The organism is Neorhizobium sp. IRS_2294 (assembly GCF_050500145.1).
In the GTDB taxonomy this organism is placed as follows: Bacteria; Pseudomonadota; Alphaproteobacteria; order Rhizobiales; family Rhizobiaceae; genus Neorhizobium; species Neorhizobium soli.
In genome coordinates this window covers 190,712-213,245 of the sequence record NZ_CP191440.1, presented here as the reverse complement: position 1 = coordinate 213,245, position 22,534 = coordinate 190,712, and the positions used below count along the sequence as shown (strand labels likewise).

Genomic DNA, 22,534 nt, shown 5'->3' with positions numbered 1-22,534 from the left:
GGTGTTTGCGCAAGCGCTTGTGTCGTGGACGCGTTCACAAGTTCAACCAGCGCTCTACCCATACGGGAGATTCGCCCTATCTCCGTTTTACAACAATGAAAGAGACAGATGAAAAAGCTCGCAATTATAATCATTTCGATCATGACCGCGTTTACCGGATACGTGCCCGCGCAGGCCATGCCGAAGGCAGCGATTAGCGCGGCTGCACCGGCGGCTGACGTCCAGCAGGTTCAGTACCGCAACGACAACCGCCGTTACGTCCCCCGTGGCGAGCGTCGATACAACAATCGCTACGATCGTCGTGACCGCTATGATCGCCGCAACCGTTACAGCAACCACCGCCGCCATGACCGTCGCTACGACAACCGTCGTCGCAGCAGCACTGGCGCCATCATCGGCGGCTTGGCTGCAGGTGCCCTAATCGGTGGTGCGATCGCTTCGCAGAACCGCAACGGCAGCAGCAGCTGCGCAGCGCGTTACCGCTCGTACCGCGCTTCGGACAACACCTACCAGCCGAACTCGGGCCCACGCCGGGTTTGCCGCTAACATCTTCACGGGTGCGTAAATGAGAGACCCCGCCAGCAATGGCGGGGTTTTCGTTTTTTTGGGCTACGGCAGTGGATTCGAGGCCGCATCAACTCACCTTAGGAGTTATTCCGAACCGCCCCGAACCCTCTCCCAGCAGCAAATGTTCGGCCAACGGGTGCCCGTGCAGGAACCTCGCCGCCGACTGGTCGTTTGCTTTGCATGAAGCCTTAACGCCATCCCGGCTATGGCTGCGAAATCGAGGAGAACACCATGGCAAGCGGTCAATTGAAAGCACTGCTCGGCGTACTCGCCGTTGCTGGATTTCAGAACAGGGACAAAATTGCGGAGCTCCTACGGGGCGTGAACAAGACCCAACCGGCTGGAGCGAACACCGCTCCGGAGACCAGTCCCCGGCAGACAAGTGGTCTTGAGGATCTGCTCGGCAAGCTTACGGGCGGCAAGGAAGCAGGCGGCCTTGGCGGAATTCTGGGAGGACTTGCGTCCGGCGGTGTCTTGAGTGGTGGTCTGGGTGACCTCCTGAAAACCTTCCAGCAGAACGGATATGGTCAGAAGGCCGAATCTTGGGTCAAGCTCGGATCCAACGAGGATATCGATGGGGATCAGCTTGCCGAAGCGATCGGACCCGAAGTTCTCGATGAACTGGCAGCGAAAACAGGACTGTCGCGAGATGAGATACTTGCGCGGCTGAGCAAGGATCTTCCCCGCGCGGTCGATGAGCTGACCCCGGATGGCAAGGTCCCCGCAGACGACCCGACATCGACAGTGTGATTGGAAGGGGCACCATCCCTTCATCCTCAAGCAAAACGGTAGATCCCTATGAAACTTTCAGACGATGCGCGTTCCATCCTGGTCTTTGCGGCCTATCATCAACTCCTCAGCGGTGACCCCGTAAAGGAAGTCGTTCTGGACGATGGTGCTGGTCATCACGCAAGCTCGAAGGGCCAGGCAGAACTCGAGGACGGCGGCCTCATCCGCATTGACGGAAAAAGAGCGGAGATTACCGACGAAGGTCAAAGCGTTCTCGCAACTGTCATCGACGCCATTCGAAACGCCACGGCGGGCTGAAGCAGAGATTAAGCTCAGCGTTTGAGGACCTGGTTTTCTTCGACCAGCCTACTACCATCTCAAGAGACAAGCCTCTGCTCTCAGGAATGAGACAGAGGCTTCGTTGCGTTCCCCTTCGGTCAGTCCTGACGGTTTCTCGTCCGACACGCATCTCAGGGGAGCCCTGCTGCTCGTCATCCGCAGGTCCGGGTCACAGCCGAGAGATTACCGGCCACGCTGACGCCGGTCGGCGCGATCGTGCTGTTATGATGCCACAGTACGTTATTGCTCAAGGTTGTAAGCGTGCCTCTCCGCTGCCGCCTAGCTAGAGTGGTTTCAGTTGGCATAATCAAAAACCCCACACCGTCAGCGAGAACCGCGTATGGTCGAGGTGAGCAGGCATTGAAAAAGAAATCCCGCCTCGAGAGGCGGGATTATCACTTCAGTCGACCAACGCTCACTAGCACGCAGATCTTACGCTGCGATCTCAGCCGGCGCCTGTGCACGGGCGGATGACCTGACGCGGCGGCTGCGGACCGGTCTTGTCACCTCGGCAATGATGGAGGCTGCAACGATCTGTCCGAGTTCGGCAGCACTTGTGATGCCCTGAATGAACGGACGTTTGTGCAGAAGATATGAGACAGCCGGGACGTACAGTCGCCTCACCGGTCGCACGCCCGCGATCAGCGGTCGGCACTGGTCGTCCACGTCAATCCCGCCCGTACGGCGGTGATTGCCAATGGCTGTCATCGTCTTTGCCTCGGATATCAGCCCTCGTTCGATAAGGGATGGGAATGGCAGATCGGTCGCCGACAGAGTTTTCTGGCCCGTGGCGTCGATAAACGTATCGAAGCGCATGGTGGTACCGCCGATTTCGACGGTAGCGCCCCGTTCAAGACCTTCTTTCACGATCTCCGAGTCATCGCCAAGGGCAACGATACCAAGACAACGGCTCCGATGAAGCGCAAGTAGGCGCTCGATCGACAGGTGCGGAACGGTCGCATAGTCGTCAGCGAAAATGCTCTTGAAGTTCCGGTTGAACCGGCCAAGGTCGTCAGCGTTCATAAAGCCGACCGCCGTCTCGATGATCTCGTGGGTAATGAGAATGGCGTAGCGCCACGGAACAGTGTGCTTCTGGGCATAGTTCCGCTTGGCTTCGGTAAGGTTAGACGCCGCCCATTCGAACGGGTCTTCCTTGTCGCGAACCCCGTAATACGCAACGGCGAACGTGTCGACAGTCAAGCCGTCTAGACCGATGGCCTTGGAATATTCCGGATCGGCAACAGCAAGTTCCTGGCGAAACAGCTCGAAAATGTCATCGAGCAGTCCGCTGCTGCCAAGCGCGATGCGGTCATCGACCGCCTGCTGCGTGCAGATCTTCGGCTCAAGATAGGGGATCGGAAAATAGAAATCGGCTTCGGGAAGAAGACCCTTGCGCGACATCATCACGATATCAAGAGCCTGGCCGTCCGCGTTGACGGAGTACTTAAGTTCGTCACCCTTGCTTTTGGTGAATTCACCGAACTTGGTCGCGACCGTCATGACGGCATCGATCGCACTCAGCGAAGTCCCCAAAATTCCGATCTTGCCGCTCGGGATGCTCTGCAATGCGGTCGCGGGCCATGGCGCCTCAAAGAAGCCGGGCGACGTCTCAGGTTCGGACGGAAAGCTATGTCCGGTCGCAATGACGACGTAATCGAACAGCGCCTCTGCGCCGCCGTGTTCAGGGCTCAGGCACAATTTGAACTGATCACCGACAGGCTGAACGTCGTCGACGGATGCGTTCTCAAACACGTCGACCGTATGCCTGGAGGCCCGCGATGCGTCGATGATCGCGTCGAACTGAGATCTGAAATAATCGCCAACCACGACACGCGGATAGAACGCACGGTCTGTGATTCCCGGGCGATCAACACCAATCTCGTTCAGGTACTCGTCGGACTGGAGTGCCAGCCAGTCGTGGAGCATCACCGGCAGAGCCGGCACCTCGATGCTCGGTATATTCGACAGCATCGCGAGGTCGTTGATGCCCCGCTGGTAGGGTGTTCCCTTGCCGGCGACGTCGGTTCGCTCGAAAATTGCGATATCCAGGGAGGCGCTGCATTTCACGAGGTCCTGCAGTGCGAATATGGCTGTCGGACCCGATCCAATAATGGCTACGCGTTTACGCATCTAAATCTCCTGCCCCGCGGAAAGCGGCGCACATTGACAGAACAACCGACATCGAAAGATGTTCCCCATCTGTCCAGACTGAGCAAACAGCAACGAGCCGGGTTTCACCTTGCTGATATGGGGATTCCTCCGCGATCTGCGATGTCCCGCGTGCCTTCGTGTCGTGTCGGTCCGCTACCGTACAGGCGCAACATGTTGATGAGGCGCTCAACGAGTCCCATGTATCGGGGAAGCAATCACAGAGATGGATACGATGGTTTCAAGGATCAGGAGAACGCTGACCATGGGCGAACGCGCGGCCGCCTTCGAGCACACCAATGCCGTTGCGCGCGAGACTGCAGATGACGAACGGCGACGTCGGGATGAAAAAAGCGAGCGCCTCCGGAAACTTCGACTGGCGGCAGAGCAAGGTGACAAGTCGAAGTGTTCGGCTGGATGAAACTTTTCATGCCAACCGTCATTAACGCTCCTCCACATCAAGAAAAGTGAGGAAACACGATGACCCTTCAAGGCAAAAAAATCGCCATTCTGATTGCTCCGCGCGGCACTGAAGAGCCCGAGTTCAAGCAGCCGAAAGACGCGGTCGAGGCAGCCGGTGCCACGGTCACTGTCATCGGCCTTGAAAGCGGCGAGGCCCAGACGAACAACAACGACCTCGACGCCGGGAGCAGCTATACCGTTGACAAGACGGTCAGCGACGTCTCGGCTGACGAGTTCGACGGCCTCGTCATTCCGGGCGGATGCGTGGGCGCCGACAAGCTGAGAGCCGACAAGGCGACGATCGCCTTCGTGCACGCATTCTTCCAGCAGGCAAAACCCGTGGGCGTCATCTGTCACGCACCGTGGCTTCTCGTCGAAGCAGACGTCCTGAATGGCCGGACGGTGACATCGTATCCGACAGTTCGCAAGGACATTGAGAACGCTGGTGGCATCTGGGTCGACAAGGAAGTTGTTGTCGACAAGGGGCTCGTGACGAGCCGCACCCCGAAGGATTTGCCGGCTTTCTGCGCGAAGATCGTCGAGGAATTCGAAGAGGGCAAACACCCACAGCAGGCCCGTAGCGCCTGAGTGACCACTCGGGATGCGGCTCCCCGAGGGGCCGCATCCCCCAGCCGGCGAGCATATTAGCTTGCGCTGGAACCAGGAGCACTATTCTGGCGTTTTTGGATTTTGAAGGAGCGCCAGATGATTGCACCCACGCCCGTCCGTTATTCCCCAGACCTCGAAACAGTCAAACCTGATGAGCGCGAGACGATCTCGGGTCTAATCGATCAGTTCGACATCATTCTTGAAAAGACTGCCGAGGATTACGGCCATGCCGTTCGGTCCGTGCACGCCAAAGCACACGGCATTCTTGAGGGTACAATGACCGTCAAGGACGGGCTGCCGCCCGAGTTCGCGCAAGGTCTGTTTGCCAAACCGGGCGAACATCCGGTCTACATGCGTCTTTCCACAAACGCCGGCGACATCTTGCCCGACGCTGTCGCTCTTCCACGCGGGTTGGCGATCAAGGTTGTCGGCGTCGAGGGTACTCGCCTGCCTGGCGCGGACGGCAATAACCAGGACTTCGTGATGGTCAACGGCCCGATCTTCCAGACGCCGGATCCGAAGAAATTTCTCTCCAGCCTCAAGCTCCTTGCCAAGACCACGGACAAGCTGGAAGGCACAAAGACCGTGATGTCCAGCGTGCTTCAGACCGTCAACAAGGGCCTCGAAGCCGTCGGCGTGACGAGCCCCACCATTCAGTCGCTCGGCGGCGCGCCGAATGTCGATCCGCTCGGCGAGACCTATTTCAGTGTCACGCCGTTCCGCTATGGTGACTACGTCGCAAAGTTCCGCGTGAAGCCGATCTCACCGGATCTGACCAAGCGCACCGGAACCGAAATCGATGCCAGCGTCCGCGAGAACGCCATCCGTGAGACGGTACAGGCGGAAATGCAGAAAACGCGAGGCCTGTGGGAATTCCAGGTCCAGCTGTGTCGCGATATCGAAGCGCAACCGATCGAGGATCCGACCGTAGAATGGAAGGAAGACGAAGCTCCGTTCGTGACCGTTGCAACTTTGAGCGCCGCTCCGCAGGATAGCTGGAGCGACGCCAAGGTGAAGAAGGTCGACGAGGAAATGCGGTTCAGCGTCTGGACCGGCCTTGCAGATCACCAACCTCTCGGCGGCATCAACCGGGCACGTAACGAAACCTACCGCCACTCTGCCGATTTCAGAGCCAAGTTCAACGGCTGTCCGTTCCACGAACCGCAGCAGTAACCACAGGGCAAACACCGGATTTCGGCGAGATCGACGTCTCGCCGAAATTTTACGTTTAAATTTCAAAAGAAGACGGCACTTGTGGATAGGCCGTACGGATTGTCCTCACATTCCGCTGCGCCTCGAAACGGCCGGAACTATGCGGCTCGCGGACTGTTCGCCTCCTTGAATGAAAGGAAATGCGATGAAGCCCGAAGATGAACCCAGTATCGACAAAATGAGAGACCCGCCTGAAGTCCGAAAGAAGAAGGGACTGTTAGGGCGCGGAGTGATCGTCGTGCTTGGCATATACGTGCTCGGCGCCTTCAGCCTGTATATCGCAATCGTCATCTACGGGCTCATGAGCTCGTCGTGACAGGACTGGAAGGAATGACCGTGAAGAACCCACCGGTTACCGAGGACGCCGACAAAACGCTGATCGAAAATGATGGGCACCAGCGCTTCAAGGAAAGCGTCGACACGACGCGTACTCCGGAGCAGGAACGCAAAGACGCCTCGGAGAAAACGGCTACGCCCGGATACGGCACAACCAAGTGAAAGGGCGCTGATGTCACAGAGCGGAAATCAAGGTCCGGACTGGTGGTTCGCCTGGCTGGGCCGGGACAACACAGGCACTGGCATGCTGCGGTTCCTGGCGCTGCCGCTGTCGTTCATCGTGGTGGTCGGAATTATATTCTGGACCATCTGGCCATCATGAATCTCTGACCAGAAGGAGAATAAAATGAGTGACGACAAAAAGACCGGAAGCGATGCGGATCGCACGAGCGAGAATGCCGACAAGGACCGTGAGGATTTGCTGAAGAAGGCTGAAAAAGGCCTTGAAGACGCCAAGGGCGAAAAGCCCGAGGGCGAGATCTGAAACGTCTCAAGCAGAATAGGTCTGGCCGGTCGCGAAACCGGCCAGACCCTCAGATCAGAACTGGCGACGCAGGCCGAATGTCACAGCATGGCTGCGGAAGTCGGTGCTCGACGTGGATCCGTCGCGGGCCTCGAAGTTGAAATCGTCGGCAGCTGTGAAGCGATACCCGATATCAAACGTCGTGTTGTCGAACAGCGAAGTGTTCGTGAACAGACCGATAGCCTGCAGATTGATGCCAACGCCGGCATCAAGGTGGTAGGCGAACTGGGTGTCGGAATCATCCATCAGCGTGCCGGTACCGGTTCCGCTGACGCCCTGCTTGCGCAGTTCCAGGTTCATGAAACCTGCACCGCCGCCGACGTAAGGCGTGATCGCGCTGACTGCGCCTTCAGCTGCAAGCGGGATATCGAGATAGCCGTTGACATAGCCCTGGAACGAGCGAGCGTCGCCGTAGGAGTCGATACCACCAACGCCGCCAAATCCGGAAACGCTGTGTTCGTCGACAGACGCGCTGCCATAACCAAGTTCAAGCTCGAGGCGCGGCGAAACGAAGCCCATCGATCCGAAGTTATAGCCGGCGCGCAGTGCGCTGTAGTAGCCGACATCATACTCGGTGGACACCGACGCGGCGCCGAAATCAAAGCCTGTATCGTCAAGGAAGTTTATGGAGCTCAGCGAACCAAAGTAAAAACCTGACGTCGCCGGTGCGGCAAGCGGAGTTTCCATGGGCGCGAGATCTGCGGCAGACACCGGGACTGCGATTGCCGAGGCGAGGAGAACGGTGGCCAGGGCTTTTGAGAGAGTGTTCATGACATATCCTTTAGTGGTCCGATGCCTGATCGGTGATTCAATCCACTATCAGAGTCGCGCTGTTTGCTAACGGAAAGAGCTAATAAAGATGATCTTGCAGTAGCGACTGCGCAATCACAGTTGCAAGTCCGCCACATGACTTCTGTCAAGTTCAGCAGGTCTTTCGCGCTTGGGAGCCGGCAACGTGCCTTATCCCAGACCCAAGGCGGATCTCGCTGCCGCATCGGCCTGTTCATTTCCGGAGATTCCGGAATGCCCTTTGCACAATTGAATTGTGACAAGCGGGTTGCGCTCGAGGAAAGCGTCCAGTTCGCGCCAGACATCTGCATCCGGGATTGGCCGACGACGTTCGTGCGGGTTTGATCTTACCCGCTTCCAGCCGTTGCCGCGCCAGATGAACCGCCATCGACGACACCCTTCGACGACATGGGCGGAATCGGTCCAGATCACCGCAGCCATTCCCGTCGCTTCGGCTTCAAGCCAAGACGCCGCCCGCATGACAGACAGCACCTCGAACGTATTGTTCGAGCTGCCGATCGTCGTCCCCGAGGCGACATGGATCTGCACGTCGCCTTTGAAAGCGACGATCGCCCAGCCGCCAGATCGGGAAGTGGCGTCGAACGAACCGTCGGTATAGACCTGGAAGATATCGGTCATCGGGGAAAGCATAGCATCGACAGATCCGGCGACAATGTCCACTTGCTTGACCGAGCCTGCCGATTTCGCCCCATCCATCACGATCAGCGCCTGAAGGTCGCGAACAGCTTTCGGACGCTGTCTCCGCCCAGGGTGACGAGGTCGAACTTCCGGCCAAACAGCAGCCACTCCCAGCAGATACCCTTCATCTGCCAGTGCACAGCGCGGCTGCACGCGGCAGGAGTCCACAAGGGTGACAGCTGTCCCTTGTCTTCAGCCTTGGCAAAGATGCGCTCCATGTTTTTAGTGTGCTCAGCGCTGAGGGCGTCCATCTCCTGCAGGACAGGTTCGAACTCATGTTCGAAGTTCGTTCTCAGAAGGATCGTGAGGAGCCGCTGCCGCTGGACGTCGCTTGCGAGCATCCCAAACCAGTCAAGAGCAATGGTTTCCACCGCCGAGATCGGATCAGTATCCTCGCAACCCGAGCCGGCAGCGTCGCTCATGTCGACCCGGGGAAGCTGCGCCGCGTTGTAGAGTTGGAGGAACAGGTCGCTCTTGCTGGCAAAGTGCCAGTAGACCGCTCCACGTGTGACACCAGCGGCAGCCGCGATTTCGTCCAGAGTACTGTTGGCGACGCCTTTCTCGAAAAAAAGCTGCTCGGCTGCGGTCAGGACGGCACAGCGCGTCTCGGCCGCTTCGGCTTTCGTTCGTCTCATCCTTGTCCTCCTCTTCCCGCTCTCCCCTACTCCGCCGCTTTGGGAGCTGCCTTTTCTGCTTCGTGGTTCGGCTCCTTCACGCGGAAGACTTTCATCACGAAGACGAAGAACACGGGAACGAAGAAGATCGCCAGCAAGGTCGCCGAGATCATCCCGCCGAGCACGCCGGTGCCGATCGCATTCTGACTGGCAGCACTGGCACCGGTGGCAATTGCCATCGGAACGACGCCGAGGGTGAACGCAAGCGACGTCATCAGGATCGGGCGGAAGCGCAGATGCGCTGCCTCGACCGTCGCATCAAACGTGGAGCGGCCTTCGGCGCGGAGGTCCTTGGCGAACTCGATGATCAGAATGGCGTTCTTCGCCGACAGACCGATAATGGCGATCAGACCCACGAGGAAGTAGACGTCATTCGACATTCCCCGAAGCATGACGGCCGCAACCGAACCGATGACCCCGAGCGGCACGACGAGCATGACCGAGATCGGGATCGACCAGCTTTCGTACAAGGCTGCCAGCAGCAGGAACACGAAGAGCACGCTGAGCGCGATCAGGGCGGGTGCCTGCGACCCCGACTGGATTTCCTGCAGCGACTGGCCGGTCCATTCGTAACCGAAACCGTTCGGCAGTTCGCCGGCAAGCCGTTCCATCTCGGTGATGGCGTCACCGGAGGAGAAGCCCGGTGCTGCCTGGCCGGCGATGCGGATCGACGGGTAGCCGTTATAGCCAACAACCTGCGACGGGCCCCGGACCCATTCGACCGACGCGAATGAGGCCATCGGCACCATGCCGCCATTGGCGTTGCGGACGTTGAGCCGCAGCAGGTCTTCTGTCTTCATGCGCTGCTTGCCGTCGGCCTGAACCTGCACGCGCTGCATGCGTCCCGCATTCGGGAAGTCGTTCACATAGGATGAGCCGAGGTTTGCGGTGATCGTCGAGTTGATGTCGCCGAATGTGACACCGAACGTGTTGGCTTTCTCACGGTCGATGAGAAGGTTCACCTGCGCCGCATCCGGCATGCCTTCGATGCGAACGCCTGCGAGAACCGGGCTCTTGGCAATTGCGGCCATCAACTGGTCGCGCGCCGCGCCAAGTGCCGTCTGGCCGTTGCCGGCACGATCCTGCAATCGGAAGGTAAAGCCGGACGAGTTGCCGAGACCCTGGATCGGCGGCGGCGACAGCGAGAACGCGATCGCATCGCGGATGCCGAAGATCTGGCCGTTGATCCTCTTTGCGATCGCATCAGCCGAATCCTCGGGACCGCGATCCGACCAGTCCTTCAGGGTGATGAAGGCGAGCGCGGCATTCTGGCCGCTGCCGGAGAAGGAATAGCCGTTGATGGCGATAATGCGCTCGACGGCCTTTTCACTGAGCGCGATCTTTTCGATCTGCGCGACGACCTCGGTGGTGCGGTCGGTGCTTGCCTCGGCCGGTGCCTGAACGTCGACGATCAGGAAGCCTTGGTCTTCGTTGGGCAGGAACGAGCTCGGCAGCTGCAGATAGGCCCAGCCGAGGCCGACCAGAAGCGCGACGTAGATGACCATGAAGCGACCGGATCGCTTGATGATGCCACCGACCGTGCGGGAATAGCCATGCGAAGCCTTGTCGAAACCGCGGTTGAAAATGCCGAAGACGCCCTTCTTCTCGTGGTGATCGCCTTTGATCGGCTTGAGGAACGAACCGCACAGTGCGGGCGTGAGCGACAGGGCAAGGAAACCCGAGAACAGGATCGAGACGACCATGGTCAGCGAGAACTGCTGATAGATGATCCCGACCGCGCCAGGGAAGAAGGCCATCGGGATGAACACCGCACTCAGGACGAGCGTAATGCCGATGATGGCGCCAGAAATCTGACCCATCGCCTTGCGGGTCGCTTCCTTCGGCGACAGCTTTTCCTGCGCCATGATGCGCTCGACGTTTTCGACGACGACGATGGCGTCGTCGACGAGAATGCCGATCGCGAGCACCATCGCAAACATGGTGAGCACATTGATGGAGAAGCCGGAGACATACATCACCGCACAGGTGCCAAGCAGCGCCACCGGGACGACCAGTGTCGGGATCAGCGTGTAGCGGATGTTCTGAAGGAAGACGTACATCACCACGAAGACGAGGATCATCGCCTCGATCAGCGTATGGATCACCTTCTCGATCGAGACTTCCACGAACGGGCTGGTATCGTACGGGATCTCGTATTCGATGCCGGACGGGAAATACTGCTGCAGCTCGGTCATGACCGCGCGCACGCCTTTCGCCGTATCGAGTGCATTGGCGGTCGGCGACAGCTGGACGCCGATGGCAGCGCTTGGCTTGCCGTTGAGGCGGCTGGAGAAGTTGTAGCTTTCGCCGCCGACCTCGATGCGGGCGACATCGCGCAACCGCACCGACGAACCATCGGGATTGGCACGCAACACGATCGCTCCGAACGCTTCAGGGTTGGTCAGCTGGCCCTGGACGTTGATGGTTGCGGAAATCTGCTGGCCGATCGGGTTCGGCGTCGCGCCGATACGACCGGCGGCAACCTGGGCGTTCTGGGCGCTGATCGCAGCCGTAACATCGGAGGCCGTCAGCTTGAGGCCGACCATCTTGTCGGGATCCATCCAGATCCGCATGGAGCGCTGGGTCGCGAACAACTGAGCACTGCCGACGCCGGGCACGCGGCGGATCTCGCCAAGCACGTTGCGGTTCAGATAGTCGCCGAGACCAATGACGTCAGTATTGCCGTCCGTGGAGGTCAGCGACACGACCATCAGGAACGATGTGCCTGCCTGCTCGACGCGCACGCCCTGCGATGTGACGGCACCCGGGAGGCGGGGTTCGGCGCGGGCGATGCGGTTCTGCACCTCGACCTGCGCTTCGCCGATATTCGTACCGGGTGCGAAAGTGACGTTGATCGACACACGGCCCGAGGATTCAGAGGTCGATTCGAAATAGATCAGCCCGGGAACGCCGTTCAGCTCTTCCTCGATCGGACGCGTCACGCCCTGGTAGATATCGTCTGGCGAAGCGCCCGGATAGTTGGTGGAGACGGTGATCTGCGGCGGCGCGACATTCGGATACTGCGCGATCGGCAGCATCGGAATTGTCAGCACGCCTGCGAGCATGATGAAGATTGCGACGACCCAGGCGAAGATCGGCCGGTCGATGAAGAAACTTGCCATGTAACCTGGTCCTTACTTCTTCGCCGGCTCTGCAGGAGCCGCATTGGCGTCGCCTTGCGCCGACTGCTCCGTCGCCGGCTTGTCCGCGGACCAGGGCTCAGGCTTGACGGTGGCGCCGGGAGCCGTCTTCTGGAACCCCTCCGCAATCACGCGGTCGCCGGCCTTAAGGCCCTGCGAGATGACCCAGCGTTCGCCAAGCGCACGACCGACGGTGACGCGGCGCTGCTCGACCTTGTCTTCGGCGCCGACCACGAGCACGCTCGCCTGGCCGCCGGAATCGCGCTGCAGAGCCTGCTGCGGCACGGCGAAGGCATCGCGCTCAAGACCTTCCTCGATCTGGACGCGGACATACATGCCCGGCAGGAGATCCCCATTGGTATTGGGGAATTCACCGCGCAGGGTCACCTGCCCGGTGGTTTCATCGACGGCTGCTTCCGAAAACAGCAAACGGCCCGTTTCCGGATATTTGGTGCCGTCGTCGAGCATGAGATAGGCGTTCGCCTCGTTCGGTCCCGTCATCAGCTTGCCGTCCTGCAGCGCCTTGCGCAGGCGGATCAGATCGGCGGCCGGCTGGGTGAAGTCGGCATAGATCGGGTCGAGCTGCTGGATGGTCGCGAGGTTTTCAGAGCCAGTCGAGCTGACCAGGGCGCCTTCCGTGATCAGCGCACGGCCGATGCGGCCGCTGATCGGTGCCGTGACATTGGCGTATTGCAGGCTGAGCTCGGCCTGGGCAAGGCCGGCCTGGGCGACGGCGACCTGAGCGTCCGCCTGCGCCAGTGCAGAGATCGCGGTATCGAGGTCCTGGCGAGTGGCGACGTTCGATTTGCTGAGCTGGGTCTGACGATCGGCGGTCTGGCGAGCCTGCATCTGCGCTGCCTGCGCACTCCGAAGCGTGGCCTGCGCGCTGTCGACCTGAACCTGGAACGGTGCCGGGTCGATGCGGTAAAGCACGTCGCCCGCCTTGACGATGGATCCCTGTTCGAAGACGCGCTCGACGATGATCCCGGAGATACGCGGGCGCACCTCGGCGAGACGGGTCGGAGCGATACGGCCGGGCAGATCGCTGGTAATCGGCAAGGTCTCGGGCTGCACCGTCACCACGCCAACGGGCGATGGAGGCGGCGCCGGAGGTGCTGCGGCTTCTTCCTTCTGGCACCCGACGAGGGCGAGGAGGCAAGTGATGGTCAGGATAGATCGCAACGCCTTAGGCATCGAGTGCTCCGCACAAGGATAGTTTACATACAGTCGGGCACGTATATAACCGGCGTCTAGTTTTGTGCAATGCACATAATCGGTGTTTCACGAAGGATTTACGGATGCTGTCAGGATTTTTCGGAGCGGTTGGAGATACACCTGTTCCTCCGTCGAAAGCCGTCGTCGTTGCAATTTCGAGCGACGGCATGGCTGACGTTGCGACGGCTGAGGACGGGCGATGAATACCGTGACCTGCCATGGACACACCATCCGGATGCTGAACATCAGCGGCACTCTTTGGATCGCGGCACCTGACGCGCTTCGTGCGTTGGGCGTCGATATTGCGCGTAAGGGTGCAAGTGTTCACCTGCAGAAGCTGCCGCGAACGGAAGTGAGACTTGTCACGTCATCCCAGTATCCGGACCTTTTCGCGGGGCGCCGCGGAAACCCGAGGATGAACCTCGTGACAGAGCAAGGGCTTGCTTTGCTACGAGAGCAATCGGGAAAGTTCTGCGCGGGATAGGCATCTCTCCCCGCCGGACCCGCGTCACCGCAGCGCCTCATCGAACGCCGGTCAGGCCACGAATGCAGGCAGAGCGGACTACGAGACGCCTTTACTGACCACTCTCGGGAGCTCAGCCCACAGCCACCTCCGGTGCCTGACCTGCAGCTTTGAAAGCAATCCCTTGGATAATCTCTCCGACGGACGCTTGCCGCAGCGTCGCGCGGGCATATCTGTTGCTGGATTGAATTCGAGCAAAGGACCATCCAATGGCTGACCCGACGACATACGATACGGACCGCGGTGAAGGCGGCGAGACCCACCAGCATGTTCCGTCCGATGGCTCGCATCCTGCTCAGGCCCACCTGACGACAAACCACGGCGTTCGGATCTCCGACAATCAGAACAGTCTGAAATCCGGCAATCGCGGTCCGAGCCTGCTTGAGGACTTCGTTCTCCGCGAGAAAATCTTTCATTTCGACCACGAACGCATCCCTGAGCGCATCGTGCATGCCAGAGGCTCTGCCGCACACGGTTACTTCGAGCTCACGGAATCCCTCACGGACGTGACAAAAGCCGACGTGTTTCAGCGTGTAGGGGACAAGGTTCCGGTTTTCGTCCGCTTCTCGACCGTTGCAGGCGGCGCTGGCTCTGTCGATACCCCTCGCGACGTTCGCGGCTTCGCCGTCAAATTCTACACGCAGGAAGGCAACTGGGATCTGGTCGGCAACAACATTCCGGTCTTCTTTATCCAGGATGCAATCAAGTTTCCCGATCTCATTCACTCGGTGAAAATGGAAGCTGACCGCGCCTATCCTCAGGCCGGTAGCGCGCACGGTACCTTCTGGGATTTCGCGTCGCTGATGCCTGAGACCACCCACATGCTTCTATGGGCCATGTCGGACCGTGGCATTCCGCGCTCGCTGCGCATGATGCAGGGCTTTGGCATTCATACGTTCCGCTTCGTCAACGAAGAGGGCAAGTCGACCTTCGTGAAGTTCCACTGGAAGCCGAAGCTCGGCGTTCAGTCGACGATCTGGGATGAGGCGCTCAAGCTTCAGGCCGCCGACAACGACTACCACCGTCGCGATCTCTGGGAAGCCATCGACAGTGGTGATTTTCCGGAATGGGAGCTCGGCGTTCAGCTTTTCGACGAGGAATTCGCAAGCCAGCTCCCCTACGACGTGCTCGACTCCACCAAGATCATCCCGGAAGAGATTTTGCCGGTCAAGATCGTCGGTCGGCTTGTGCTTGATCGCAACCCCGATAACTTCTTCGCCGAAACGGAACAGGTGGCTTTCCTGCCGTCGAACGTCGTCCCGGGCATCGACTTCTCCAACGATCCGCTGTTGCAGGGCCGGTTGTTCTCCTATCTGGATACCCAGAAATCCCGTCTCGGCACGGCCAATTTCCATCAGCTGCCGATCAACGCGCCGAAGTGCCCCATGCAGAACTTCCAGCGTGACGGCATGATGCAGATGAGCGTTCCGAAGGGTCGTGCCAATTACGAACCCAACAGCCTCTCAATGGCTGGAGAAGAAGGTGGCCCACGCGAGTGTCCCGCAACTGGCTTCCGGTCGTTTGAACGGGCGACAGGTGATCAGGAACAGGGCGACAAGCTGCGGGTCCGCGCCGAGCTTTTTGCCGACCATTACAGCCAGGCACGGATGTTCTGGAAGTCTCAGACAGCGTCCGAGCAGGCGCATATCGCGTCGTCTTTCGTGTTCGAGCTTTCCAAGGTCGAGTTCGATCACGTTCCGCCGCGCGTTCTTGGCAATCTTCTGAACGTTGACGAGGAGTTGGCGCAGCGGGTCGCCGATGGTCTTGGAATCGACCTTCCGGCTGCCAATCCGGCTGCACGGGAACCGGTCGATCTCGATCCGTCGCCAGCCCTGTCGATCCAGAAGAACATGGTCGAGACGGTCAAGGGTCGAAAGATCGGCATCCTTATTGCTGATGGCACCGATGCGAAGGCATTGAGTGATCTGAAGAACGCCATCAGCCAGGCTGGCGCCACCGCATTCGTCGTTGCGCCTAAGATCGGAAAGGCAAAACTGTCCGACGGCAACGTAACGAAAGCCGATGGTCAGCTCGCCGGTTCGCCGTCACAGCTCTTCGACGCGGTCGCGGTTCTCCTCTCGAAGGAAGGCAGCGACATGCTGACCCGGGAAGCCGCAGCGGTCCAGTGGGTGATGGATGCGTTCGGCCACCTCAAGGCTATTGGCCACACGAACGAGGCCCAGCCACTGCTGCAGAAAGCCGGCGTCGAAACCGATGACGGTGTTGTCGGGATGGACGGCTTCCTGAAGGCCGCTGCAAAGCGGTACTGGGATCGCGAACCCAAGGTGCGCATGCTCGCCTAACGCAATAAATAGCCCGGCGTGTCACTGCTTTCGTGGCATGCCGGATATAGCAAGTGAGGGGTGGGAACGGACCGTTCCCACCCCTCACGCGTTTATGATGGTCGCGATTTCGATGACCAGCTGAGTGCAGGATGCCAGTCAACGGTCCCGATCGGCTAGTTGAAGGGCCGGCTGACAGTGCGCTTGACGTCTGCCATAGAGGGGCCACGGACTGTCCGGTATCTTGCGGCGACAAGGTTATAGATACCGAACGCTGCGAGCCCGGCTGCGATGACGATGAAGATGGTCGCACCGCCGGGCAGCTCGCTCAACCAGTCCATCGCGTCAGCCATGCCGCCAGCTTGATCAGGATCGACCTTGAAGCCGGCATAGGCAAACAGGATGCCGACAACGGCAAACACCACACCGCGGGCCACGAGACCGTAGACACAGACATAGGTGAGCCAACTGGCATTGCTCGGGATGCTGATATACTTCTCGAATTTCCGGGTCAGGCCCTTTATCATGGTAACGACGCCGCCTGCGAACAGGCCAATGCCGGCGATGATAGCGAGGTAGGAGCCGAAAGGTTGGGACATGATCCATGTCGCCAGGCCCTTCTCTCCAGAACCACCGCCTCCGCCGCCCGAAAAGACCGAAAGCCCGATTGCGTAGATCCCGAGACCGACATAGGTCACGGCGCTGCCGAGAAGGCTTGCCCGAATGATCATTCCTTTGGCATCGCTGCCATGTCCGTCACTGTCGGCCAGAGCCTGGGCAAGCCGCCAGGCCACAAAACAGAAAAGCCCGATGCCGATTATCCCGACCCAAACCTTGCCGAACGGCTGATCCAGCAACGACGATATGGCCGACTTGCTTTCGGGGCGACCGCCGCCGAAGCTCGAAAACAGCGCCAACGCCGCAACCAGAAGAAAAACGACACCTCGCGCGGCATAGCCGAACTTAGCTAGCATCTCGAAACGAAATTCCTGCGGCACGCGCTTCTCCCTGGACGACGTCGGTAAAGGATCGAAACGCTCGGTACGGCATAAGGTTGTCGAAAACTACAGGTGAACCTCAAAGAAGAACCGAATCGCCTTCGTTCACATCCCTGTTTGCCACAAAGCGCAAGCTGCAGCGCCAAAGCGCAGGCCGGTCGAGCGCGCCTTGTGGCTCGCCCAAAACGAAAAAGCCTGCCGCGGGAGGAGGTGCGGCAGGCTTTTCGAAAAGATCGAACAACGGCTGGGAGGAGGAGTGCCGCTGTTCTGCCAGACGCCCATTGGGAGGAGTGGGTCGCCTGGAACACGAAGCTCTGCGGGAGGAGGTGCATTGCTTCGTTGGAAGACTGGATAATCCATTTATCCGAATGTAGAAAGGCAACATGTTGCAGTGCAGCTATGCACAATACGCGGCACTACCTCGTTGACGGCTTGAGGATGAGTGCCCATGAGCCGCGTTCTCTCCTAGAATTTTCTGACCGGTGACGGAGCTTTGTCGGATCGGCCTGGTTTTTTCTTTGGAGCCTCAGACGCGAATGCTGCGGGCGGGTACCAGTAGCCGTCGCTGTGGCGCCGGTAGCCCTGACGGCGTTCCTTAATACCGCGGTGGCCCTTGAGCATATGCTGTTTGCCCTGTTGCTTCTGGACAAGCTGAACGTCACCCCTGGAAAGCGGCTTCGCCCCCATCATCTGGGCATTGGCAGTGGAGATCCCGGTCAGCACGAGTATGCCGACCAATCCTGTCGCGAGGTATGCAGAGTATTTCAATGTCAGCTCCTTTGATAGCAAGCGAACAACAGCAAAAGCTCCATGCGGTTCCTATCAGGGATCTGACATTTACGTTTATTTACAGTTATTTACACTTACTGAAAAGCGCACGATCAGCAAGCGAGAGGCGCTCAGGGATATCGGCGCGAACCGATCGTATGAGATGGTTGTCAGCCGAGTGCTCGTTTCCCGCTGCATCGGTCTTTGGTGTTGTCCCGGTGATATCCCGCACGACGATCAAGATCTGTGCGCTGTTTAGACGCGGCGTCTGAAGCGGCCACGTGACACAAAGCACCCAAACCGTCGTGTGGCTTTACCGCGCGGAACATTTAGCTAAGAGCACGCGTTGGAAAGCAAATTGTAAATTAGGCATGCTCATGAACGACTCGATCTCGGCGAAAAGGGGGGCACAGGACGCCGGGGACAAGCTTCTTGCAGAGCATTCTTCCAAGGATCCCTTCTCCGCAGCATTCAAAGCAACCCGGATGCCGATGATCATCACGGATCCGCGCCAGTACGACAATCCGATCATCTTTTCCAACAAGGCCTTTAGTGACCTGACCGGATATCCGGCGGACGAACTGGTGGGACGCAACTGCCGTTTTTTGCAAGGACCCGAGACCGACCCAGCGGCAGTTCAGAAGATAAGGGAAGCGATCAGGGACCAGAGGTCGATCGCGATCGATATCGTCAACCACCGGAAAGACGGCTCGACATTTTGGAACGCTCTTTTCATCAGCCCTGTGTTCGACGATCAGGGCGATCCGCTCTACTACTTCGCGTCGCAGCTTGATTTCACGGACGACAAGACGTTGGAGATGCAGTCCGCTTCGGCGCGTCGGAGAGCCGAGGCGGAGGTCGCTGCCCGAACAGCAGAACTCACCCAGGCCCTCGATGCAAAGACGACCCTCGTCCACGAGGTCGACCACCGCGTCAAGAACAACCTGCTGACCATCGCTTCGATCGTGAAACTCAAGGCCAGGAAAACACGGGACGAAACGGTCCGGCATACGCTCCTGTCGGTCCTCAACCGTGTCGAGGCCCTAAGCACGGTGCAACGCAAGCTCTTCATGTCGAACGACGTCGGTCGCTTCGATGTCGCCGACTTTGCCCGCGATCACGTTGTCGACCTTGTGGGATCGCTCGGGCGCGACGATATCCGGATCACCATGGATCTGTCACCGGTTCTTGTGCCCGCCGCCAAGGCCTCCCCACTGTCTCTGATCGTCAATGAACTCATTGGCGATGCGGTCCGACGCGGATTGAGCGTGGGCGGTGGAGAGATCCACCTCGTGGTCAATCGTCCAAACGGGCATTTCATTATCGAAGTCCGCGATACGGCCGATCCAGTCGACGTCGACGAAGAGGATAGCGAATTCGGACGGCTGATGCTGGAGACGTGCTGCCGTCAGGTCGAGGCCGAGATCGAACGTGAGGTAGAGGGTCGGCGAACCACTGTCCGCATCATCTTGCCGCTAGATAGCTGATATGGAGCATAGCTTGAAAATCATGATCGTTGAAGACGAGGCCCTTCTGGCGCTTGAGCTCGAAGAAGAAGTCGAGGCGGCGGGCCATTCTGTAATCGGTCAGGCCATGAACCGGAAAAAGGCGCTGGCCATTCTGGAAGGCCAGATACCGGAATTTGCCTTTGTCGATGTGCATCTGACCGATGGCCCGACCGGACTCGAGGTCGGGCGGCACCTTGCCGACCGGGGGATCCCGTACGTATTCATCACAGGAAACCTGAAGCGCATTCCGGAAGATTTCGTGGGTGCAATCGGTGTAATCGAAAAGCCGTATACGATGAACGGCTTGAAGAATGCTCTCGAATACATCGCGCGACTTCTGCGCGGCGACATCGGGTTGAGCGTTCCACCCAGCATTATCGTCGCGCCGCCTGCACCGTAACGCAGACTGATTGAACTACCGGGAACTCCCCGCAACATTCGCCCACTGCCGTCTCGCGGCTACCTTGCACTCGCAGTTCAGAAACGGCCGACAATGACTTCGACACGAATATCCATACGCTTGCGATCGGATACACAGTGAACACGGTATCCCAGCGACCGCACGAAGTCGCATTGGCAAACACGATGGACGTTGCTCTCATGGCGGAAATCCTGTCCGCAAGCGACGACTGTATCAAGGTTATCGACCTCGCCGGCAACATTACGTTCATGAGCGCTGGCGGCATGCGCGTCATGGAAATTGACGATTTCGAAACCATCCGCAACTGTCCTTGGCCTGATTTCTGGAAAGACGACGGGAACGCGGCAGCGCGCGAAGCGCTTGAGGCTGCGCGCTCCGGACGTAGCTGTAGCTTTGTCGGGACGGCGGAAACGGCCAAAGGAAACTCGCGGTGGTGGGAAGTGAAAGTTTCCCCAATCCTTGGAGGAGACGGCAAGCCCGATCGGATCCTGTCCATCTCCCGCGACATCACAGGAACGAAAAAGGCGGAACAGGCAGCCATTCGCTCCGAGCGCCGGATGAAGGAAACTCTTGAGGCTGGAAGCCTTGGGTATTGGGAGCTCGACCTCGCGACCATGGCACTCCAGACATCTGACGTGTGCCGGGAAAACTTTGGTCGTCACAGGGACCAGTCCCTGAGCTATGAGGATCTGCAGAGCGCTATCCATCCCGACGACTTGCCCCGCATGCAAGCCGCGGTGGAGGAAACCCTGGCAGGAAGCTCGGACTACGATGTCCAGTACCGCGTCATCCGTCCCGACGGTGTTGTGGCCTGGGTGCTCGCGCGTGGCCAGCTCGTCCATGATGACCGGGGGCAGGCCGTCGCGATGTGCGGCGTATCGCTCGATATCACCGAGCTCAAATCCATGCAGGACAAGCTTTCACGAAGCGAAGAGCGCCTGCAGCTTGCTCTCGGCGCATCGACAATGGTCGGCATCTGGGATTGGGATCTGAAGACGAACCTGATCTATGCCGACCCCAATTTCGCCGAGATCTACACGGTAGAACCGGGTCGGGCAGCCGCTGGCGCGCCGCTTGAGGAATACACCCGGAATTTCCATCCCGACGACATGCCAGCGTTCGAAGCGGAACTGGCGCGGTTGTTCGAGGGACAGTCGACCTTCGATAACGAATACCGCATCATCCAGCCAGGTGGCGGTGTTCGCTGGGTCCACGCAAAGGGCCGTCTTATCCGCGACTCCTCCGGCGAGCCCGTGCGTTTTTCGGGTGCATCTGTCGAAATCACCGAGCGTAAGCAGGCCGAAGAAACACAAAAGCTGCTGATGCACGAACTCGCGCACCGGGTCAAAAACACGCTTGCCGTGGTGCAGGCCATCACCACCCAGTCTTTGCGCAATGCCCAGACGGTGGACGATGCGCGCGACAAGATCCAGTCGCGCCTCTCCGCTCTTTCCAAAGCGCATGACATGCTGACGCAAGAGGATTGGCGCGGAGCCGAATTGCGCGATGTGGTGGCCAACACTGTCTGCAATATCGGGATGCAGGACAGCGACCGCATCAAGGTTCGTGGGACGACCGTCATGCTCGGACCCCAGGCTGCCATGTCCTTCGGCCTGGTACTTCACGAGTTGATGACCAACGCCGTCAAATACGGTGCGCTTTCCAACGAGGTTGGCCATATCGATATCGAGTGGTCTGTCGTGCCACAGGGTGGCGAGAACAGGCTTCAGTTTAGCTGGATCGAAGTGGACGGACCAATCGTCGCCGTTCCAGAGCACAAGGGTTTCGGATCAAAACTGATCAAGTCGAGCCTGGGCTCGATGGGATCTGTTGATGTCGCTTATAATCCCACAGGACTTGTGCTGAAGATGGATGCGTCAATGGCTCAAATCGGGGCCGTGCTCACAGTCTGAGGTGGCAGCAGCTAGCACTTCCCGACAGTGCTAGCTGTTCAGCCATGCGTCCTTGACGTCGGCCGTCGCGTTGTCGGGCTTGGAATCCCCAATGAAGATCAGTACCGGTCCGCTGTTCTTGCGAACCGGATCGTAGAAATCGAGTAGATCAGGATACTCGTTTTGGATGAAGCCCGGGAACGGTTGCTGGTCGCGTAAGAAATGGTCGACCACGACCTGGTCGCCGTGCACGGAGTTGGGAACGGTTCCGCAACTGCCCGGCGCAATCCAGTGATCCGGATCGCGTTTGAACCGCTCGTACAGAAACGAGAAATCGTCTTTGTTCCAGCGCATCAACGCGGTCGACGCTCGAGACTTCAGGAAATGATCCTCCATCACAACGGCATCGCCTTTTGATGCAAGCTCGCTGGCCGAGGACATGAAGATCGTGTCCAGGTCGCAGAGTATGTTGACATCGTCGGAGAGCTCGGGACGGAAAGCCTCGAATTTCGACCACCACTTCGGCCAGTCGTGGCGAAATTTGACGGTCTCGACACCGTCCATTGCCTCATCGAAATCCGTGATACAGACGATGCGATCAAGGCCCGCAATATGCCGCCTCGCCCCGCGGGCAAGGCGTTCCACCCAGATCGGCTCGTAGCGCCCCCCGGAGCGCAGGACGGTCGTCAACGTGACCATG

At 59.1% G+C, this 22,534-nt stretch carries 22 protein-coding genes; 13 read left to right on the top strand and 9 right to left on the bottom strand.

Annotation, left to right across the window (positions count from 1 at the left end; genetic code table 11):
• Positions 1-108 precede the first annotated feature (108 nt).
• From ACQY1K_RS18275 to ACQY1K_RS18265, 3 genes are all read left to right on the top strand, one after another.
• Positions 109-546, top strand: a complete 438-nt coding sequence (locus tag ACQY1K_RS18275) for a BA14K family protein (RefSeq protein ID WP_430260074.1) — start codon at positions 109-111, stop codon at positions 544-546.
• A 252-nt stretch (positions 547-798) separates the two neighbouring features.
• Positions 799-1,317, top strand: coding sequence for a YidB family protein (locus tag ACQY1K_RS18270; RefSeq protein ID WP_430260072.1), 519 nt, complete (start codon positions 799-801; stop codon positions 1,315-1,317).
• A 48-nt stretch (positions 1,318-1,365) separates the two neighbouring features.
• On the top strand, positions 1,366-1,614 hold the full coding sequence (locus tag ACQY1K_RS18265) for a hypothetical protein (protein WP_062459499.1): 249 nt from the start codon (positions 1,366-1,368) through the stop codon (positions 1,612-1,614).
• A 453-nt stretch (positions 1,615-2,067) separates the two neighbouring features.
• Here ACQY1K_RS18265 and ACQY1K_RS18260 read toward each other — a convergent pair whose 3' ends face one another.
• On the bottom strand, positions 2,068-3,765 hold the full coding sequence (locus tag ACQY1K_RS18260; protein WP_430260070.1) for an FAD/NAD(P)-binding protein: 1,698 nt from the start codon (positions 3,763-3,765) through the stop codon (positions 2,068-2,070).
• A 498-nt stretch (positions 3,766-4,263) separates the two neighbouring features.
• Here ACQY1K_RS18260 and ACQY1K_RS18255 point away from each other — a divergent pair, with 498 nt between their 5' ends.
• From ACQY1K_RS18255 to ACQY1K_RS18230, 6 genes are all read left to right on the top strand, one after another.
• Positions 4,264-4,833: a type 1 glutamine amidotransferase domain-containing protein gene (locus ACQY1K_RS18255; protein WP_062459496.1), complete on the top strand. Its 570-nt coding sequence runs from the start codon at positions 4,264-4,266 to the stop codon at positions 4,831-4,833.
• 117 nt (positions 4,834-4,950) lie between these two features.
• Positions 4,951-6,027 (top strand): catalase family protein, encoded by a 1,077-nt coding sequence (locus ACQY1K_RS18250; RefSeq protein WP_430260068.1) that lies wholly within the window; start codon positions 4,951-4,953, stop codon positions 6,025-6,027.
• Between the two features lie 184 nt (positions 6,028-6,211).
• Positions 6,212-6,382 carry a hypothetical protein gene (locus tag ACQY1K_RS18245; protein WP_156461775.1) on the top strand — a complete coding sequence of 57 codons (171 nt, stop codon included), beginning with the start codon at positions 6,212-6,214 and terminating at the stop codon, positions 6,380-6,382.
• A gap of 14 nt (positions 6,383-6,396) precedes the next feature.
• Entirely contained in the window at positions 6,397-6,564 is a 168-nt protein-coding gene (locus ACQY1K_RS18240) for a hypothetical protein (protein WP_156461776.1), read from the top strand.
• A gap of 10 nt (positions 6,565-6,574) precedes the next feature.
• Positions 6,575-6,724 (top strand): hypothetical protein, encoded by a 150-nt coding sequence (locus ACQY1K_RS18235; RefSeq protein WP_156466530.1) that lies wholly within the window; start codon positions 6,575-6,577, stop codon positions 6,722-6,724.
• Positions 6,725-6,748: 24 nt separating this feature from the next.
• On the top strand, positions 6,749-6,886 hold the full coding sequence (locus tag ACQY1K_RS18230) for a hypothetical protein (RefSeq protein WP_156461778.1): 138 nt from the start codon (positions 6,749-6,751) through the stop codon (positions 6,884-6,886).
• A 54-nt stretch (positions 6,887-6,940) separates the two neighbouring features.
• Here the strand turns inward: ACQY1K_RS18230 and ACQY1K_RS18225 are convergent, their stop codons facing one another.
• The 5 genes from ACQY1K_RS18225 to ACQY1K_RS18205 form a co-directional block, all read right to left on the bottom strand.
• A complete protein-coding gene (locus ACQY1K_RS18225; RefSeq protein ID WP_325264802.1) occupies positions 6,941-7,696 on the bottom strand; it encodes a porin family protein in 756 nt (251 codons plus the stop codon).
• A gap of 189 nt (positions 7,697-7,885) precedes the next feature.
• The gene (locus tag ACQY1K_RS18220; protein ID WP_430260066.1) at positions 7,886-8,431 is read right to left on the bottom strand and encodes an RNase H family protein; all 546 of its coding nucleotides are present in this window, start codon (positions 8,429-8,431) and stop codon (positions 7,886-7,888) included.
• A 5-nt stretch (positions 8,432-8,436) separates the two neighbouring features.
• Positions 8,437-9,048, bottom strand: a complete 612-nt coding sequence (locus tag ACQY1K_RS18215; RefSeq protein ID WP_062578152.1) for a TetR family transcriptional regulator — start codon at positions 9,046-9,048, stop codon at positions 8,437-8,439.
• A gap of 26 nt (positions 9,049-9,074) precedes the next feature.
• Positions 9,075-12,209: an efflux RND transporter permease subunit gene (locus tag ACQY1K_RS18210; protein ID WP_209899193.1), complete on the bottom strand. Its 3,135-nt coding sequence runs from the start codon at positions 12,207-12,209 to the stop codon at positions 9,075-9,077.
• 12 nt (positions 12,210-12,221) lie between these two features.
• Positions 12,222-13,421, bottom strand: coding sequence for an efflux RND transporter periplasmic adaptor subunit (locus tag ACQY1K_RS18205; protein WP_113111521.1), 1,200 nt, complete (start codon positions 13,419-13,421; stop codon positions 12,222-12,224).
• Between the two features lie 753 nt (positions 13,422-14,174).
• Between ACQY1K_RS18205 and ACQY1K_RS18200 the strand changes: the two genes are divergently transcribed.
• Complete coding sequence (locus ACQY1K_RS18200; protein WP_430260064.1) at positions 14,175-16,268, top strand: catalase; 2,094 nt, start codon at positions 14,175-14,177, stop codon at positions 16,266-16,268.
• 155 nt (positions 16,269-16,423) lie between these two features.
• Here the strand turns inward: ACQY1K_RS18200 and ACQY1K_RS18195 are convergent, their stop codons facing one another.
• Together ACQY1K_RS18195 and ACQY1K_RS18190 are read right to left on the bottom strand one after the other, a co-directional pair.
• Positions 16,424-17,245 (bottom strand): DUF1206 domain-containing protein, encoded by an 822-nt coding sequence (locus tag ACQY1K_RS18195; RefSeq protein ID WP_430260063.1) that lies wholly within the window; start codon positions 17,243-17,245, stop codon positions 16,424-16,426.
• A gap of 465 nt (positions 17,246-17,710) precedes the next feature.
• A complete protein-coding gene (locus tag ACQY1K_RS18190; protein WP_430260061.1) occupies positions 17,711-18,013 on the bottom strand; it encodes a hypothetical protein in 303 nt (100 codons plus the stop codon).
• A 377-nt stretch (positions 18,014-18,390) separates the two neighbouring features.
• Here ACQY1K_RS18190 and ACQY1K_RS18185 point away from each other — a divergent pair, with 377 nt between their 5' ends.
• The 3 genes from ACQY1K_RS18185 to ACQY1K_RS18175 all read left to right on the top strand — a co-directional run bounded on the left by ACQY1K_RS18185 (position 18,391) and on the right by ACQY1K_RS18175 (position 21,855).
• Positions 18,391-19,500: a PAS domain-containing protein gene (locus ACQY1K_RS18185; protein ID WP_430260589.1), complete on the top strand. Its 1,110-nt coding sequence runs from the start codon at positions 18,391-18,393 to the stop codon at positions 19,498-19,500.
• Between the two features lie 13 nt (positions 19,501-19,513).
• Entirely contained in the window at positions 19,514-19,921 is a 408-nt protein-coding gene (locus ACQY1K_RS18180) for a response regulator (protein WP_062459470.1), read from the top strand.
• Positions 19,922-20,058: 137 nt separating this feature from the next.
• Positions 20,059-21,855, top strand: coding sequence for a PAS domain-containing protein (locus ACQY1K_RS18175; protein WP_430260059.1), 1,797 nt, complete (start codon positions 20,059-20,061; stop codon positions 21,853-21,855).
• Positions 21,856-21,885: 30 nt separating this feature from the next.
• Here ACQY1K_RS18175 and ACQY1K_RS18170 read toward each other — a convergent pair whose 3' ends face one another.
• Entirely contained in the window at positions 21,886-22,533 is a 648-nt protein-coding gene (locus ACQY1K_RS18170; protein ID WP_092663211.1) for a hypothetical protein, read from the bottom strand.
• Position 22,534 lies beyond the last annotated feature (1 nt).

What these genes read in the sequence shown, in the direction of transcription:
- ACQY1K_RS18275 (WP_430260074.1), top strand. Translation starts at nt 109, where the DNA reads ATGAAAAAGCTCGCAATTATAATCATTTCGATCATGACCGCGTTTACC.
- ACQY1K_RS18215 (WP_062578152.1), bottom strand. Translation starts at nt 9,048, where the DNA reads ATGAGACGAACGAAAGCCGAAGCGGCCGAGACGCGCTGTGCCGTCCTG.
- ACQY1K_RS18230 (WP_156461778.1), top strand. Translation starts at nt 6,749, where the DNA reads ATGAGTGACGACAAAAAGACCGGAAGCGATGCGGATCGCACGAGCGAG.
- ACQY1K_RS18210 (WP_209899193.1), bottom strand. Translation starts at nt 12,209, where the DNA reads ATGGCAAGTTTCTTCATCGACCGGCCGATCTTCGCCTGGGTCGTCGCA.
- ACQY1K_RS18220 (WP_430260066.1), bottom strand. Translation starts at nt 8,431, where the DNA reads ATGGATGGGGCGAAATCGGCAGGCTCGGTCAAGCAAGTGGACATTGTC.
- ACQY1K_RS18250 (WP_430260068.1), top strand. Translation starts at nt 4,951, where the DNA reads ATGATTGCACCCACGCCCGTCCGTTATTCCCCAGACCTCGAAACAGTC.
- ACQY1K_RS18235 (WP_156466530.1), top strand. Translation starts at nt 6,575, where the DNA reads ATGTCACAGAGCGGAAATCAAGGTCCGGACTGGTGGTTCGCCTGGCTG.
- ACQY1K_RS18245 (WP_156461775.1), top strand. Translation starts at nt 6,212, where the DNA reads ATGAAGCCCGAAGATGAACCCAGTATCGACAAAATGAGAGACCCGCCT.
- ACQY1K_RS18185 (WP_430260589.1), top strand. Translation starts at nt 18,391, where the DNA reads ATGAACGACTCGATCTCGGCGAAAAGGGGGGCACAGGACGCCGGGGAC.
- ACQY1K_RS18170 (WP_092663211.1), bottom strand. Translation starts at nt 22,533, where the DNA reads ATGGTCACGTTGACGACCGTCCTGCGCTCCGGGGGGCGCTACGAGCCG.
- ACQY1K_RS18265 (WP_062459499.1), top strand. Translation starts at nt 1,366, where the DNA reads ATGAAACTTTCAGACGATGCGCGTTCCATCCTGGTCTTTGCGGCCTAT.
- ACQY1K_RS18205 (WP_113111521.1), bottom strand. Translation starts at nt 13,421, where the DNA reads ATGCCTAAGGCGTTGCGATCTATCCTGACCATCACTTGCCTCCTCGCC.
- ACQY1K_RS18260 (WP_430260070.1), bottom strand. Translation starts at nt 3,765, where the DNA reads ATGCGTAAACGCGTAGCCATTATTGGATCGGGTCCGACAGCCATATTC.
- ACQY1K_RS18255 (WP_062459496.1), top strand. Translation starts at nt 4,264, where the DNA reads ATGACCCTTCAAGGCAAAAAAATCGCCATTCTGATTGCTCCGCGCGGC.
- ACQY1K_RS18270 (WP_430260072.1), top strand. Translation starts at nt 799, where the DNA reads ATGGCAAGCGGTCAATTGAAAGCACTGCTCGGCGTACTCGCCGTTGCT.
- ACQY1K_RS18225 (WP_325264802.1), bottom strand. Translation starts at nt 7,696, where the DNA reads ATGAACACTCTCTCAAAAGCCCTGGCCACCGTTCTCCTCGCCTCGGCA.
- ACQY1K_RS18240 (WP_156461776.1), top strand. Translation starts at nt 6,397, where the DNA reads ATGACCGTGAAGAACCCACCGGTTACCGAGGACGCCGACAAAACGCTG.
- ACQY1K_RS18200 (WP_430260064.1), top strand. Translation starts at nt 14,175, where the DNA reads ATGGCTGACCCGACGACATACGATACGGACCGCGGTGAAGGCGGCGAG.